Origin of the sequence: Rapidithrix thailandica (assembly GCF_039710355.1) — a bacterium.
GTDB classification, from domain to species: domain Bacteria; phylum Bacteroidota; class Bacteroidia; order Cytophagales; family Flammeovirgaceae; genus Rapidithrix; species Rapidithrix thailandica.
On record NZ_JBDKWZ010000015.1, the window covers coordinates 1 to 15,622 of the forward strand.

The 15,622-nt window shown below is 37.7% G+C and carries 12 protein-coding genes; 2 read left to right on the forward strand and 10 right to left on the reverse strand.

Translation table 11 applies throughout. The features are described from left to right. The 7 genes from AAG747_RS21765 to gmd form a co-directional block, all read right to left on the reverse strand. The coding region (locus AAG747_RS21765) for a polysaccharide biosynthesis protein (RefSeq protein ID WP_346823469.1) at nucleotides 1–132 on the reverse strand (132 nt) is incomplete at its 3' end. A 125-nt stretch (nucleotides 133–257) separates the two neighbouring features. Further along, nucleotides 258–2,627: a GumC family protein gene (locus tag AAG747_RS21770; RefSeq protein ID WP_346823348.1), complete on the reverse strand. Its 2,370-nt coding sequence runs from the start codon at nucleotides 2,625–2,627 to the stop codon at nucleotides 258–260. A gap of 3 nt (nucleotides 2,628–2,630) precedes the next feature. Next, the gene (locus AAG747_RS21775; protein WP_346823349.1) at nucleotides 2,631–3,395 is read right to left on the reverse strand and encodes a polysaccharide biosynthesis/export family protein; all 765 of its coding nucleotides are present in this window, start codon (nucleotides 3,393–3,395) and stop codon (nucleotides 2,631–2,633) included. 41 nt (nucleotides 3,396–3,436) lie between these two features. Further along, entirely contained in the window at nucleotides 3,437–4,687 is a 1,251-nt protein-coding gene (tviB, locus tag AAG747_RS21780) for a Vi polysaccharide biosynthesis UDP-N-acetylglucosamine C-6 dehydrogenase TviB (RefSeq protein ID WP_346823350.1), read from the reverse strand. Between the two features lie 198 nt (nucleotides 4,688–4,885). After that, entirely contained in the window at nucleotides 4,886–5,878 is a 993-nt protein-coding gene (locus AAG747_RS21785) for an SDR family oxidoreductase (RefSeq protein WP_346823351.1), read from the reverse strand. A gap of 258 nt (nucleotides 5,879–6,136) precedes the next feature. After that, nucleotides 6,137–7,075 (reverse strand): GDP-L-fucose synthase, encoded by a 939-nt coding sequence (gene fcl / locus AAG747_RS21790; RefSeq protein WP_346820920.1) that lies wholly within the window; start codon nucleotides 7,073–7,075, stop codon nucleotides 6,137–6,139. Further along, nucleotides 7,075–8,187: a GDP-mannose 4,6-dehydratase gene (gene gmd / locus AAG747_RS21795; RefSeq protein WP_346823352.1), complete on the reverse strand. Its 1,113-nt coding sequence runs from the start codon at nucleotides 8,185–8,187 to the stop codon at nucleotides 7,075–7,077. The genes fcl and gmd overlap by 1 nt, the downstream gene beginning before the upstream one ends. A gap of 204 nt (nucleotides 8,188–8,391) precedes the next feature. On the opposite strand from gmd, the gene AAG747_RS21800 reads away from it, so the two are divergent. Next, nucleotides 8,392–8,928: a DUF4924 family protein gene (locus AAG747_RS21800; protein WP_346823353.1), complete on the forward strand. Its 537-nt coding sequence runs from the start codon at nucleotides 8,392–8,394 to the stop codon at nucleotides 8,926–8,928. Between the two features lie 75 nt (nucleotides 8,929–9,003). On the opposite strand, the gene AAG747_RS21805 is transcribed toward AAG747_RS21800, so the two are convergent. Then, complete coding sequence (locus AAG747_RS21805) at nucleotides 9,004–10,869, reverse strand: sodium:solute symporter family protein (RefSeq protein ID WP_346823354.1); 1,866 nt, start codon at nucleotides 10,867–10,869, stop codon at nucleotides 9,004–9,006. 356 nt (nucleotides 10,870–11,225) lie between these two features. On the opposite strand from AAG747_RS21805, the gene AAG747_RS21810 reads away from it, so the two are divergent. Further along, complete coding sequence (locus AAG747_RS21810; protein WP_346823355.1) at nucleotides 11,226–11,636, forward strand: hypothetical protein; 411 nt, start codon at nucleotides 11,226–11,228, stop codon at nucleotides 11,634–11,636. Between the two features lie 90 nt (nucleotides 11,637–11,726). Here AAG747_RS21810 and AAG747_RS21815 read toward each other — a convergent pair whose 3' ends face one another. After that, nucleotides 11,727–13,391: a M28 family metallopeptidase gene (locus tag AAG747_RS21815; RefSeq protein ID WP_346823356.1), complete on the reverse strand. Its 1,665-nt coding sequence runs from the start codon at nucleotides 13,389–13,391 to the stop codon at nucleotides 11,727–11,729. A 202-nt stretch (nucleotides 13,392–13,593) separates the two neighbouring features. Continuing rightward, nucleotides 13,594–15,411, reverse strand: coding sequence for an arginine--tRNA ligase (gene argS / locus AAG747_RS21820; protein WP_346823357.1), 1,818 nt, complete (start codon nucleotides 15,409–15,411; stop codon nucleotides 13,594–13,596). Nucleotides 15,412–15,622 lie beyond the last annotated feature (211 nt).

Sequence of the window (15,622 nt, forward strand, 5' to 3'; positions counted from 1 at the left end):
CTGCTCATCCCTGGAAAAAATCACCAGTCGTCTTACTTCTGGCCACCGTTCCAAAATGGTCTTTGTCAATGCTTTGCCCAAAGAACCAGTTCCCCCAGTAATTAATATCGATTTGCCGTTTAAACAGTTCATACTTTAATTTTTATGCTTACCTTATATAATTTAGTTTCTATCAATCAACTTAATTTGGGCCAATAAAACTATTTGATTGTATCATTTAAATATGCTTTTGCTTAACTTTAGATTATTTAATCTGATTAAGAGTTTTTAAACAATTTCTTTATTGTATCTAACAGTTTCTTTTGTCCTGTATCTTCATCATAATAACCAGATGCGTAACCATTATAATACCCTCCATATTTGACATGACTTGTTAAATCGTTAAATATTAAAGCTAGATTGCAAAACTTCTTAGCTTTATGCGCTTTATCCAAATCTTGCAAAAAATGTACTTTTGAATAACTTTGTCGAATTACATATAAGTTAATATCAATATATTTATTTAGAGTAAAATAATCAGAAACTAGCCCTACTGGGGGAGCGTCAATAATTATATAGTCATAGACTTCTGTTAATTGATTAATTAGCCCTTCCATTTTATATGAGTCTAAGAGCTCGGCTGGATTAGGTGGTATTGGACCACTACTTATCATATCCAAATTTTCCACATTTGTTTCTTGAATAATTTCTTCTAGAGAGGCATTATGAATTAAATAATTACTTAAACCTATTTGCTTTGAGACATTAAAATACTCAACTAACATTGGTTTACGTAAATCAGCTCCTATAATAATTGTTTTTTTCCCTGAAAGGGCAATAATCGTACTTAAATTAGATGCACAAAATGTCTTACCTTCCCCACTGATTGTAGAAGTAAATCCAATTACTTTATAGGATTTATCTGGTGTCATATACTGAAGGTTTAAGCGTAATGCTCTAAATGACTCCGCTAAGATAGATTTAGGAGAGTTAATAATTATAGAAGTGTTATTTTGCTTATGTATTATAGAGCCTAGTAAGGGTACGTTCGTATTTTTTTCTATTTGGTCTATCGTTTCAATTTTATCATTGAAATATTCTTTAATAAAAATTATTCCTATAGGTATTAATAAGCCTAAAAAGAAGGAAAATACATAAATTTTCTGCTTTTTAGGAGAAATAGGTTCTTGGCTTTTTGGTCGTGCCTTATCTAAAATTTTATTGTCAGAGGTATTTGAGGCTTTTGCTATTCCAGCTTCAGCTTTTTTCTCTAAAAGATAATTGTAAAGATTATCACTTAAATTGAATTTTCTTTGGAGCTGAACAAGGCTTCTTTCCTTTTTAGGAAGCTTATTAATTGTAGATTGAACTGTTACTATTCTTTGTTCAATATTTTTTAAAGCAATTTTAGACGTTTGGAGTATATTTCTTACATTCTCTACTAATATGCTTTTTGCATTAGAAATTTGTAAGTTTAAGCGTTGTAAAGTGTAATCTTTCTCTGTGACAGAATATGCTAATGCGATTTTTTCAGAGTAAAGTTTTTTTAGTTCTAAAATTAGTTCATTTAATAGGGGGTCATTGATTCCCAGGGAAGTTGGAGCAATAATGTTCTTGAGGTTTATATTCTGTTGTAAATATTTAAGTAAGTAATTGTAGTACTTATCATTTACTTCAAGTACGGCTTTTTCTGTTTCTAGCTTTTCTAATTGACTTAGAGCATTTTCAGCCATTAAACTTATATCAATGATTTTCTCTTTTCTCCTAAAAGTTTCTAACTGCTCTTCAATATCTTGTAATGAATCTGTAATTTGTATTAATTGTTGATTAATAAAGTCAATAGTGCTACCTGCTATTATATTTTTTTCTTCAACTTCTCTCTTAATATAAACATCACATAGCGAGTTTAAAAAATTTTTCTCTTTTTCAACGATATGCCCTTCTATACTAAGTTCTAATATGGATGACTCTTTATCAGTTGGAGATATTTTTAATCTTTTACGATAATCTTCTGTTAACTTATTTAAGTTATTAACTGTGAAATATAACTCTTCATCTGAATTGATTTTTTCTTTCGACCGAGATATAATAAGAGTATCAGAGTTAATGATAATTGGCGTTTCAAATGAATATGAAGATAAAAGAGGAAATGACAATTTATTTTTTTCAAAAGGAATAAGTTTAATTTTATCATTATTCGTTAATTCTATAGAAAAAGATAAATTATCTAAAGAATTATTATCGGTCAATAATGCAATTATATAAGGAGATTTTCTATACATCTCACTTGTTTTGACTGAACCTTTGGCAAAATAACTAATTTTAAAGTCAAGCTCTTTAATAGTTCTATGTACTAAAGTAAAAGAAGAAAGAATACCTATTTCATTACTTATATTTCTTTGACTCTTAAAGAGGTCAAGACCTTCCAAAAAATCCCCACCCAATCCACTTTTACCTTCGTCTTTTACTAAAATTGTAGCATGTACACTGTAGACAGATTTGGAGTAGCGGTTATAAATAAATGCTAAAGTTATAAATAAAGGAATACTAACTGCAAAGTAATACCAGCGGTTAATAATTTTATTGATAATGTCTCTGGTATTGATTGTTTCTTCTGCCTCAATGATAATTTCTTCCTGCTTATTCACGACTTATTTTACAATTAGGTTAATAGCAACTAAAAGTACTGAAACTGCTGAAAGAATTACACTTGCTGTTCGAGTGTTGATGTTAAATGCTTTGGCCTTTAATGGTTCTACATATATGACATCATTAGGCTGTAAGTGATAATACTCAGAATAAACAATTTCAGGGTCCTTTAAATCTAGATATTTGGTATAAGTACCTATTTCTTTTTCTCGGATGATTTTGATTTTTCTATTTGCAAAATCAGTCACATCAGCAGCATTGGCTAATGCCTGGAATAAAGTGAATTTTTCCTCATAAATATACTGTACTCCTGGTTTATTGACTTCTCCAAGCACAGAGATTTTATAATTTGCAAGTTTTACATTTATTGAGGCAAACTTCAAGTATTCTCTTAATTGAGGAGCAATTTCCCTTTCTATTTCTTTTGTAGTTTTACCTTGAACACTTATTTCTCCAATGATGGGGAGTTCTATTTTTCCAGAGTCACTAACGATGTAACCTTGAGAGAAAAAATAGGCAGGGTTAGGTTGAATACTAGTGAAAGAGGTCTCATCTTGCCTGCGAAAAAACTGAGAAGTAGTAGTTTCCAGGTTATTCAACTTAATAGAGAGAATATCCCCTGAGCTTATTCTATAAGTGGATATTGAAAGGGAGGGGTATTCTTTACCTGGGTCATTTTGTAACATTAACAGGTTTTTATGTTTAACACAAGAAGTACATAAAATAATTACCAATACAAAGGGTAGAAAAATTTTGTAATTTTTCAAGACTGTTTAGTTTAGTTTTTATATTCTCTTTCTAATATTAATTATAAACGACTGTCTACTTGGGTTTTATCAAGGATAGACTTGACATCAAATATGACGGCACTTTCTGCTTTATATTTTTCTAAATCTAATTGTAAAAATTCATTATGAGAGACGGCTAATACAATGGCAGAGTAGTTTTTATTGGGCTGATCAATCAACTCAATACCATATTCCTCCCTCACTTCTTCTTTGTCTGCCCATGGATCATATACATCTACATTGATATTGAACTGTTGTAGTTCTTCTACGATATCGATTGCTCTTGAATTTCGAATATCAGGACAGTTTTCCTTAAAAGTAATACCCAACATGAGAACATTGGTACCATGCACACTATGGTTTTTTTTAATTAATAACTTCACCACTTTGCTTCCAATAAAGGCTCCCATATTGTCATTGATGCGTCTCCCGCTTAAAATGACTTGAGGGTGGTAACCTAATTCTTCTGCCTTATGGGTTAAGTAATATGGATCTACTCCAATACAATGCCCTCCTACAAGACCTGGGCGGAAGGGTAAGAAATTCCATTTGGTACCGGCAGCTTGAAGAACTTCTTGAGTATCAACTCCAATTTTGTCAAAAATTAACGCCAACTCATTTACAAATGCAATGTTGATGTCTCGTTGACAGTTTTCTATAACTTTTGCAGCTTCTGCTACCTTCAATGATGAGGCTTTATAAGTTCCTGCTACAATGATAGATTTATATAATTGATCTACTCGTTCCGCTATTTCAGGAGTAGAACCTGAAGTTACTTTTTTGATTTTGGTAACCGTATGTTCTTTATCCCCTGGATTGATTCTCTCTGGAGAGTATCCACAGAAAAAGTCCTCATTGTATTTTAAACCACTAACTTCTTCTAAAACCGGAACACAATCTTCTTCAGTTGCCCCTGGATATACAGTAGACTCATAAATCACAATATCACCTTCTTTCAATACTTTTCCTACCGTTTTGGAGGCACTGATAAGTGGTGTTAGGTCTGGTCGTTTATTTTTATTAATAGGAGTAGGAACAGTGACAATATATATGTTTGCTTTTGCCAGTTCTTCTAGTTGATTGGTGAAGCTAAGTTGTGAAGATGATTTTAAATTTTCTGAATCCACTTCCAAAGTCCGGTCCACACCTTTGGATAATTCCTGAATTCTTGTTTCATTTATATCAAAGCCAATAGTAGGGTATTTTTTACCAAACTCTACTGCAAGTGGTAGTCCTACATAACCCAAGCCGATAATTGCTATAGTATCCAAGGTTAATTGTGATTTAAGATTAAAAAAGTATAGTCAATTAAAAAGTGAAATTTATTTTACTGAACTGAAGCGCAATTATATCTGATATCCATAAAATTCACAAAGGACAAAAGGTTAAATATGTGAAATGTTCATGTAAGTTCTTTAAAAAATTCAACTTATTGAGTGTTATGGATAGTTTCTCCTTTTTACATTTTTTTATGAGTGATTTTGTTTTTGATAATACTTTATAGCAATCCTTAGACCATCTTCAAATGTAAAAGCTGGTTTATAGCCTATAAGTTCTTCAGCTCTTGTAATATCTGCTAAGCTATTTCTTACATCTCCTTGTCTTGGAGGATGATGTATTAGTGGAATATCTACATTTAATAAAATGCTGATTTTTTCAACGAGTTGTAATATTGATGTAGACTTATTATTTCCAATATTTAAGATTGAACCAGGGAGAAGTGGATGTGTGGAAAATAAGGCCTTAATGTTGGCTTGTACCACATTTTCTATAAAAGTAAAATCTCGAGCCTGCTTACCATCTCCAAATATTTTTGGTGATTGATTTGTCAGAAGGGCTTTGGCAAAAAGTGGGATGACTGCGGAGTAAGCTAAATTAGGGTTTTGTTTTGGACCAAATACATTGAAGTAACGGAATCCAACAGTTTCGAATCCATAACTTTTATAAAAGACTTCACCATATAATTCTCCAGTATATTTACTAACTGCATATGGTGATAAGGGTTTTCCAATATTTTCTTCTTTTTTAGGCAAAGACGGGTGATCCCCATATACTGAAGAGGAAGAGGCGTAAACCATCCTTTTGATACCTTGTTCTTTTGCAGCATTAAGCATATTAAGAAAACCGGTCACATTTGCTTCATTGGTTGCAATAGGATTAGTTATACTTCTTGGGACAGAACCAAGGGCTGCTTGATGAGAAACGTAATCAATATCTTTGCAGGCTTTAAGGCATGTTTTATAATCTACAATATCACCTTGTATAAACTCAAAGTTGGGTTTATTAAAAAACTCTTTGATATTTTCTTGAAACCCATTAGAAAGGTTGTCCAATACAACAACACGATTTGCCTTGTGTTTTATCAGATACTCGACCAAATTAGATCCAATAAACCCTGCACCACCTGTTATTAAAAAGGAGTATTGACTTAATTTTTCTTGGTGATATTGAATGTCAAACATGAATACTAGGAATATAAAAGTTAGCTTATAAATACTAGACGTTAAAAAGGGTGTGGTTTAGTGCTGGTTAAAAAAGCCATTTCAAAATGGAATTCGTCAAACCAGGATAATCAGGTCTCGAAAACGGGATAAATAAAGAAGGAAATTTCTTAATAATTCTTATTTAGATCCTATAAATCCCGGAAAGTTCCGCTTGCATTATTTTTTCATTTTTTTTACGATGTTCTCGAAACTTTCCGGGGAAACGGAACTGCCCGGCTACCGTTCCACAATCCGGCTCCAGTCCACTTGCTCATACACCTGCTGAATTCCTTCGGCCAACCCGATGGAAGGATGCCAGCCAAAGCTTTTTAATTTCGACACGTCCATCAGCTTTCGGGGTGTTCCGTCCGGCTTGGAAGTATCAAACCGAAGCTCCCCGGTATAGCCAACTATTTTTTTGATCATCAATGCCAGTTCTTTGATCGGCAGGTCTTCTCCCGTTCCCACATTCACCAACTCCGGCTCGCTATAATGCTCCATCAAAAACAGGCTGGCAGCGGCCAAATCCTCCACATGCAAAAACTCCCGCTTGGGAGAGCCTGTCCCCCATATTTCCACAAAGGCTTTGCCCTCTACTTTGGCTGTATGGAACTTCCTCAGCAAAGCGGGGAGCACATGGGAATTTTGCAAGTCGTAATTGTCGTTAGGCCCGTACAGGTTGGTGGGCATGGCCGAAATAAAATCGCAACCGTATTGACTGCGATAGGCCTCACACATCTTGATCCCGGCAATTTTGGCGATGGCATAGGGTTCGTTGGTCGGTTCTAACAAGCCGGTGAGTAAATATTCTTCTTTCAAGGGCTGAGGCGCCAGTTTGGGATAGATACAAGAAGAACCCAAAAACAACAATTTCTTCACTCCATTCAGATAACTCTGATGAATTACATTGTTCTGAATCATCAGGTTGTCATAAAGAAACTCTGCCCGGTAGGTGTTGTTGGCTTGAATGCCACCTACTTTGGCCGCAGCCAAAAACACATAATCCGGCTTTTCTTGAGCGAAAAAATCCGTGACGGCTTGTTGCTTGCGCAAGTCCAACTCTTTGGAGGTGCGCAATACCAAATTTTCATATCCCTCCTTTTGCAACTTCCGGGCAATAGCAGAGCCGACCATCCCCCGGTGGCCGGCAATATAGATCTTTGCGTTTTTTTCCATTACTCGTTGTAGTTCAAAATGGTATGTCCTCCTTGTTGCAGGTAGCGGTCTTTCTTAAAGAGCTCCACATCTGCGTTGACCATGTCCTTCACCAAGGCCGGCAAATCGTACTTGGGTTTCCAGCCGATTTTCTCCTTCAGTTTTGAACAATCCCCAATCAACAGTTCCACCTCGGTAGGCCGGAAATACCTGGGGTCTACCGCAACTACCTCCGTACCGGCTTTCAATTGGTATTCCGGGTGATTGCATTTGACTACCTTGGCCACTTCTTCGGTACCTTCACCGGAAAATTCCACTTCAATACCCAGCTCCTCAAAACTCATTTTCACAAAATCACGGATACGGGTGGTTACGCCTGTGGCTACCACATAGTCTTCGGCTTGTTCCTGCTGCATGATCAACCACATCGCCTCCACATAGTCTTTGGCATGGCCCCAATCCCGCTGGGCATCCAGGTTGCCCAGGTAGATTTTTTCTTGCAAGCCCAAGGCAATCCGGGCCACTCCCCGGGTGATCTTCCGGGTCACAAAGGTTTCGCCCCGTAAAGGAGATTCGTGATTAAACAAAATTCCATTGATGGCATACATATTATAGGCTTCCCGGTAGTTGACCGTAATCCAGTAACCGTACAGTTTGGCCACCGCATACGGAGAACGGGGGTAAAAAGGCGTTTTCTCCGATTGAGGCACCTCTTGTACCAAGCCGTAGAGTTCGGAGGTGGAAGCCTGATAGATTTTGGTTTTTTCTGTCAATCCCAGTATCCGGACGGCCTCCAGGATTCGCAGGGTCCCCAAGCCATCCGCATTGGCGGTATATTCCGGACTGTCAAAACTCACCTGTACATGGGACATGGCCCCCAGGTTATAGATTTCATCCGGTTGTACTTCTTGTACAATACGGATGATATTGGTCGAATCCGTCAGGTCTCCATAGTGCAAGGTAAACCGAACGTTTTCCTCGTGTGGGTCCTGATAGAGATGATCGATCCTATTGGTATTGAATAAGGAACTTCTTCGTTTGATACCGTGTACTTCATAGCCCTTTTCCAAGAGTAATTCGGCTAGATAAGCCCCGTCCTGTCCTGTAATTCCAGTGATAAGCGCTTTTTTCATTGAACTTTAAAAGTTAAAAAAGTTGATCTTCATAATAGTAACTTAACCGCAAAAATGGGAACTTGAATTTAAAAAAGATAATTTAATAGAGTTTTTATCTACTAGGTTAGTAATTTTTAATTCCAAAAATAGAATATTTAACATTTTGTAAATCACAAAATGTTACTTTGTACAATTAATACTTAATAGGATACAATTTTTGCTATGAACCTCATTCTTCAAAAGAAAAAAGAAAATATTTCGGAATATTTGATCAAGTTGTACCAAACGGAAGATTTGATCCGTTCGTATGAACTTGATCTGGACAGGATTTATGCGAATATCATTGTGCATCTTCCAGTGGAAGAAGAGGAGAAAATGGCTTTGAGGGCTTGGTATAAGGAACTGTTGGAGGAGATGAAGGAAAAAGGTCTGGAAGTGAAAGGACATGTGGCTGAGATTACCGACTTGCTACTTGCGTTGGAACAGCTGCATTTGGAATTGTATAAGTTGGATAAGAATTATAAGCCGGTCTATGAAAAGGCGGCAGAGGATATTCAAAAACATATAGATTTATCTGAGGGCTTAATTTCAAACCCTGTAGAAGTTTGTTTGAATACAGTATACGGGTACATGTTGTTAAGATTGGACGGGGGAGAGGTAGATGATGAATTAAACACCCGAATTCAGAATTTTGGAGAGGTGCTTTCGTATTTGAGTTACCGCTACAAGATTAAACAAACACTGGATTCTGTTAAATAAAAAATGTGTATAAATCATAAAAAAGCCTGTTTGGAAAACTCTAAACAGGCTTTTCTATGATTGACCAAATTTTCTTTACACATTCACTTTTTCCGGTTTCTCTTTTTTCAATTTATCATACCAATTGAATTTTAAAATCAAACTGGTGATAAAAAATATACCGAAGGCAATGATTGCCGGAGTGAAATCTTGAATTACAATATAAATAGGCATAACTACCAGTGAGGTTTGCCAAACCACTCCGGTTAAAATATTGAAACCATCTTGTTTGAAATGACTCTCCTTTTGAAATGTTGGGTCTTCAGCGAGGACTTTGTTGTGGATCGGTTTCCACCATCCCCAAGGTTGTATTTTACGATAGAAGTCTTTGAGCTCTTCTTCATCTTGTGGAGGGGTTGATAAGCTTCCGGCTATACATCCGATTAGAGAGATAAGCAGCATTATAGGGAAACGGGCCACATCTGCCGGTAACGGTATCATTGACACATCTAAATAGGGTAAGAACAAAGAGGCAATGATTCCTGCCAACATTCCCCAGAAATATCCATAGCCGTTCAATCTCCACCAATGCCACTTAAGTAAATTAGCCATGGCATATCCTCCAAACAGCGCGTTGACTATCCATTGGGTGATTTGGTTGATAGAGTCAGTTGCAAAACCAAAACCCACTCCGATTAACACGACCACCACTGTAGCCAGATAACTCATTCGCACATAGGTTTTGGCAGAGCCATGGGGGTTGATGTATTTTTTATAAATATCATTCACTAAATAAGCCGGGGCTGCATTGGTTGTAGCGGCTACAGTAGACATAAAGGCGGCTAATAATCCGGCTAATAATAAGCCGAGAAGTCCCACTGGAATGTAGTTTTGAATGACATAGGGCAGTACTAATTCGAAATCCACTTGATTGGTATCCGGATTCGTCAATACATCCAGCCCGATTTTATCCAAGCCTACAATCCCTAAAATTGCCACTCCCGTAATCAAAAAGTAACGAGGGAAAAACAGGACTAATGAAACAAAACCGCTCATCTTGGCCGCTTCCGCAGGACTTTTGGTGGACAGTACCCGTTGCATGTCATAATTAGGAGCTGGCCCTGCCATACTTACGAGAATTCCCTTAAAGACCATCATGCCAAAGAAAAGGGCGAACAGAGAGTAACCATCTTCTTGAACTTTCTGGTTAATTGCGGCTATGTCCCACTGAACATCCAGCTCCCAACCAAAAAACAAACTATACCAACCTTCAGGAACAATGGCACTTAATTGCTCCGGAGAGACGATGTTAATGGCAATAACTCCCACCGCAATGGAGGCGATGGTCATGATAATAAATTGTAGCACTTCGGTAAGTACAACACTGTACATTCCTCCTTTTACCACATAAATGGCAGTGATACTAATAAAGATTACTCCATAAATATTGGGGGTCATATGGATAGTACCAAAGGCCTCTGATTCGATTACTTTTGGCAAGAAAGTAAAGGCAAATTTACCGATTCCTTGAAACGCGTAGGCCAAAAAACCAATGACACTGACGATGGCAAATACAATTACGATGATGTTCGATAACCTAGCGGCAGGACCGTTGCCAAAGCGGGTTTGAATCCATTCCGCACCTGTCATTACATTGGACTTCCTTAGCCATCTTGATAAATATACCATTAAAAAGATTTGGTTGAAAATTGGCCAAAGCCATGGCAACCAAGCACTCTTTACACCATATACGAATAGTAAATACACCATCCACATGGTGCCGGTAATGTCAAACATCCCGGAGGCATTGGAGATACCCAAAGCATACCAGGGGATACTCTTTCCTCCTAAAAAGTAAGAATCCAGGTTTTTTGATGCCTTCTTTGAAATGATAAACCCGATCAAAATAGTGAGAGCCAGGTACAAAATAATTATACCTATATCGATAATATTTAATTGCATACTTTCTAGGAATTAACGGGTTGGAATTTTTAAATTTATAAGAAAATTAGCCGAAGCTTGAAAAAAGAGTGGATTACCCATTGAGGAGTGTCCGTATGGGGAATGAAGATTTCCTATTCCTAGAGCGGGAAGAGTTTGTTGATTGAACTTTTGCACTTTCATTTTTATGTTAGTTGGTCGTAAAATGAGATTTTTGCAGTTGTGAATATCGCTCATTTTATCGAATTTTAAGAAATTGTAAAGAATAAATTCCGGAAGATGAATTTAATTTAAACACATTTGATTAATAAAATTACTCACCTCTTAGCTTATAAGTTGAATATTTACACTGGTGTCATAATTAAAATACTAAACAGATGAAATTTGAAGAAATAATTAGCCGTATTATTGGTTTTGGTGCTTCGGGAGCAGCCCTGATCATCTTGATGGTAGGAATAGGGGATGGGCATTTTCCAAGTGAAATGTTTACAGCAGATATGATTTTAGGCAGTGTAGGTGGATTGGGTGTCTTTAATTCTATCCGCTTGAGAAAAAAACGAGATGAGATAAAAGTACTCAAATATTTGTCTTACAGCCATGGCAAAGCCACGGTTGCCGAATTAGTGGTGAATTTGAAGATGCCCATTGACCGAGTTAAGAAGGTGATTGAGCGCTTACAAAAACACGGAGTCATTGGCGTAGAAGTGGCGGACGATGGAGAAATGTTGTACTCTGTATCTAACAGTAGAACTTTCGAAGAAAAATTGCTCTCCGGTAAAGTGTGGTAAATACGGTTTCTTTTTTAAATCAAGAAAAAGGCGTACTTGAAGGTTTTTCCTCATGTACGCCTTTTTATTCTAATGCTTCTTCAAGGAATCTTACTGAAGATTTTCTCTTTTGGCCTTAAATTCAGACCCCTCTTTCCACTTCGGAAAAGTTTTTTCATGGGCTAGCTTTAAGCCGATTTCATAATACAACTGAGCATCTTGAACCAGGCCGCTCATGTCCCAAGTGGTAGAGTTGAATTCGTCACTCGGGCGATGGTATCGGGTAGCGGTAAATTCCTGGTGCTTTTCCATCGCATAGTCCTTCCCTTTTTCCAAATGATCATATCCTCCCTTTCCATATAGAGCCGGAATGCCGATTTTAGCAAAGTTGAAATGGTCTGACCGGAAAAAATAACCCTTTTCGGGACTTTGATCCGGTAAAATATAACGCCCTTGTTTTTGAGCTGCTTCCGCTGCATATTCATCCAGTTCGGAGTGACCGTAACCCGTAATGGTAAAATCTTTCATTGCTCCGTTTGGATTCATAGCATCAATGTTCAAATTAGCTACAGTTTTCTCCGGTGGGAATAGAGGATGTTGAGCATAATAAGCAGAACCCAATAAACCTTGTTCTTCAGCTGTTACCATCAAAAATACAAGGGAGCGTTTGTTTTTCTCTTTTTGTTGAGAAAAGGCATTTGCTATGGCCATAATACTGGCCGTACCGGAAGCATTATCCACCGCACCGTTGTAAATAGAATCTCCGTCTACGGCCGTACCAACGCCCAAGTGATCCCAGTGGGCCGTGTAGATAATGTATTCATCTTTTAGTTCTGTTCCGGGGAGCATGGCCACTACATTTTGAGAGAGGTCTTTTTTAAAGGTGTTTTTCAAAGACGTAGAGGCGTGTAGCCCCAACGATACCGGTTTGAAACCTTTGTTGCGGGCTTTGCGGGTAATATTACCCAATTCCGTTGGAGACATTTTGAATAATTTGGAAGCAGTCTCTAAAGTGATCCATCCTTGCAGTGCGCACTTGGATTGATTTCCATCAGTTGATTGCAATTGTAATTTTGCACCGGACCATGAGTTTTGTACGACTGTCCAAGGGTATCCGGCGGGACCGGTTTCATGAATAATCAATACGGCTTCGGCTCCTTGCCGGGCGGCCTCTTCATATTTATACGTCCAGCGACCGTAGTAGGTCATAGTGTTTCCTTTAAACAACGTGCTGTCAGTAGTACCAAACCCAGGATCATTGACCATGACTACAGCTGTTTTTCCTTTCATATCGATGCCTTCGTAGTCATTCCAGCCGTATTCGGGCGCGACAATACCAAAACCGCAAAACACCAATTCTGATGCTTCCAGAGAAATATCTTCCTGCTCCCTTTCTGAGAAAACTATATAATCTTTCCCTCCTTCCAGTTCGAGGCTTTCTTCTGAACCGGTACCTGTGACGGTCATGGAAGGGGCCGGATGTCCTGAAATTTCCACCAAAGGGACTTCCTGAAAATAACTTTCACCGTTGGCAGGCTGTAGTCCCATTTCCTCAAACGCTTCTTTTATAAAAGCAATGGTTTTGGTTTCACCTTCGGTAAAGGGTTTTCTTCCTTGAAATTCATCCGATGCCAGAGGTTCCAGGTATTGGGTAATATCTTCTGCTTTGATTTGAATAATTGCCTGTTGCTCGCTTGTAGGAGTGCAATACTGCAAAAATGCACAACAAGTAGCAATCATGAAGGAGTGGATAATGCGTGAGTGATGTAGTATCATGTCAATGTTTTTTATTGGTAATGCTATTAATAATAAGGAATGTATAAGATTTTTGGTAGTTTTCAAAGATATGATAGAAGGGTAAGTGAAATTGGACAATTGAAGTAACAGGTATTATTACTTTATTGTGGTGGAGCGGATATCTGAATTGAAAATAGGGAGGGTTAGAAAAATATGCTTTCCAACCCTCAAAATATGGTTGTTACATCCGCTCCGGAACCTCGGTTCCCAGAAGTTTCATTGCCTTTTCAATGGTTTTGGCTACTTCTTTGGACAAGGCTACGCGGAAGCTCTTAATGGCCTCGTCTTGCTCGCCAAAAATTGGCAGTTCAGCATAAAATTTACTGTATGCCTTCGATAACTCATAGGCGTAATTGGCGATAATCGAAGGGGCATATTCTCTACCGGCTTCTTGTATTTTTTCAGGGTATTTACTCAACAGATCGATCACATCTACCTCAATACCGTGTAACTGCTCAACGGATTGAAAGGCCGCCGGGCTATAGTCGATTTGATCGCGCTCTGCTTTGCGGACAATCGCACATATTTTGGCATGATTGTACTGAATATACACACCTGTATTTCCTTGGAAATCAACAGACTCTTGAGGGTTAAACAGGATGCGTTTTTTAGGGTCTACACGCAATAAATAATATTTTAAGGCGCCTAATGCCAGCATGCGGTACAAAGCCTGCGCTTCTTCATTATCAAATTCTTCTATTTTTCCTAATGTGGCAGTCCGCTCTTTGGCCGTGTCAATCATTTCAAAAATTAAGTCATCCGCATCGACTACGGTTCCTTCCCGCGACTTCATTTTACCACTAGGTAAATCTACCATACCGTATGACAAGTGGTAAATTCCCTCTGCGTACTCACGGTCCAGTTTTTTCATGATGATACTCAAGACCTTGAAGTGGTAATCTTGCTCATTACCTACTACATAGATGGATTTTGTCATGTCCCAATCTTTAAACTTAAGATCGGCTGTCCCCATGTCCTGAGTCATATATACGGAAGTCCCGTCTCCTCGAAGCAAAAGCTTTTCATCCAGCCCTTCCTCTGACAAATCCACCCAAACCGAATTATCTTCTTTTTGATAAAAGACACCTTTTTGCTGGCCTTCCTCTACAATGTCTTTTCCTAGTAAATAGGTGTTGGATTCATAGTAGTATTTGTCAAAGGTGACCCCCATTAACTTATAAGAAAAATCAAAGCCATCGTATACCCAGCTGTTCATCTTTTTCCACAAAGTCACGGTTGCTTCATCACCTTGTTCCCATTTGCGCAAGGTATCTTGAGCTTCTTTTAGAATAGGCGCTTCTTTTTCAGCTTTTGCCTTTAGTTCTTTTTCTGGAATACCCGGATTTTCAGCTTTATACTGTTCCAGTAATTCGGCGATTTCTTTTTTGTATTCCTGGTCAAATTTTACATAAAAATCACCAACCAGCTTGTCTCCTTTACGCCCTGGTGTAGGGGTTTCCCCATTACCGAATTTTTTATAAGCTACCATGGATTTACAGATGTGAATCCCCCGGTCATTTACCAGGTTGACTTTGAGTACATCGTATCCGTTGGCTGCCAGGATTTGGGAGACAGAATACCCTAAAAAGTTATTTCGTAAGTGGCCTAAGTGAAGGGGTTTGTTGGTATTTGGCGAAGAATACTCTACCATTACCTTTTCCCCATTGGCCGGGAAAAAGCCAAAATTCGTATCTTGAGTAATTTGAGAAAAGAGTTTCACCCAGGTTTGTTCAGAAATGCAAAGGTTTAAAAAGCCTTTTACTACATTAAAATCCGTTACTAAATCCAGGTTTTTTACTAAATATTCACCTAACAGTTGACCGGTTTCTTCCGGTTTTTTGCGGGTAAGTTTTAAATAAGGGAAGATGACAAATGTGACACTTCCTTCAAAATCTTTACGGGTAGGTTGTAATTGTATATCTTCAGCAGCTACAGTAGCTTCAAACAACTCTGTAAATGCCTGACTAATGCTTTCTTTTATTTTTTTCTCAAAATCCATAATTCTCAGTATACCTTATTCTATAAGGTTGCAAAATTAATGAATTAATGGAGAAAGTATATACGAGGATCGGAGAAACAGTGATATGGGATTAGGGATTAGAAGTTTTTTCAGGCAAAGTGAGGAATTTAATATTTTACTTACTGAAGTGATTTAAACTTATAGTTTTTGACCGAAAATGGAATCAAAATCGGCTCATCAAGGCACTTTT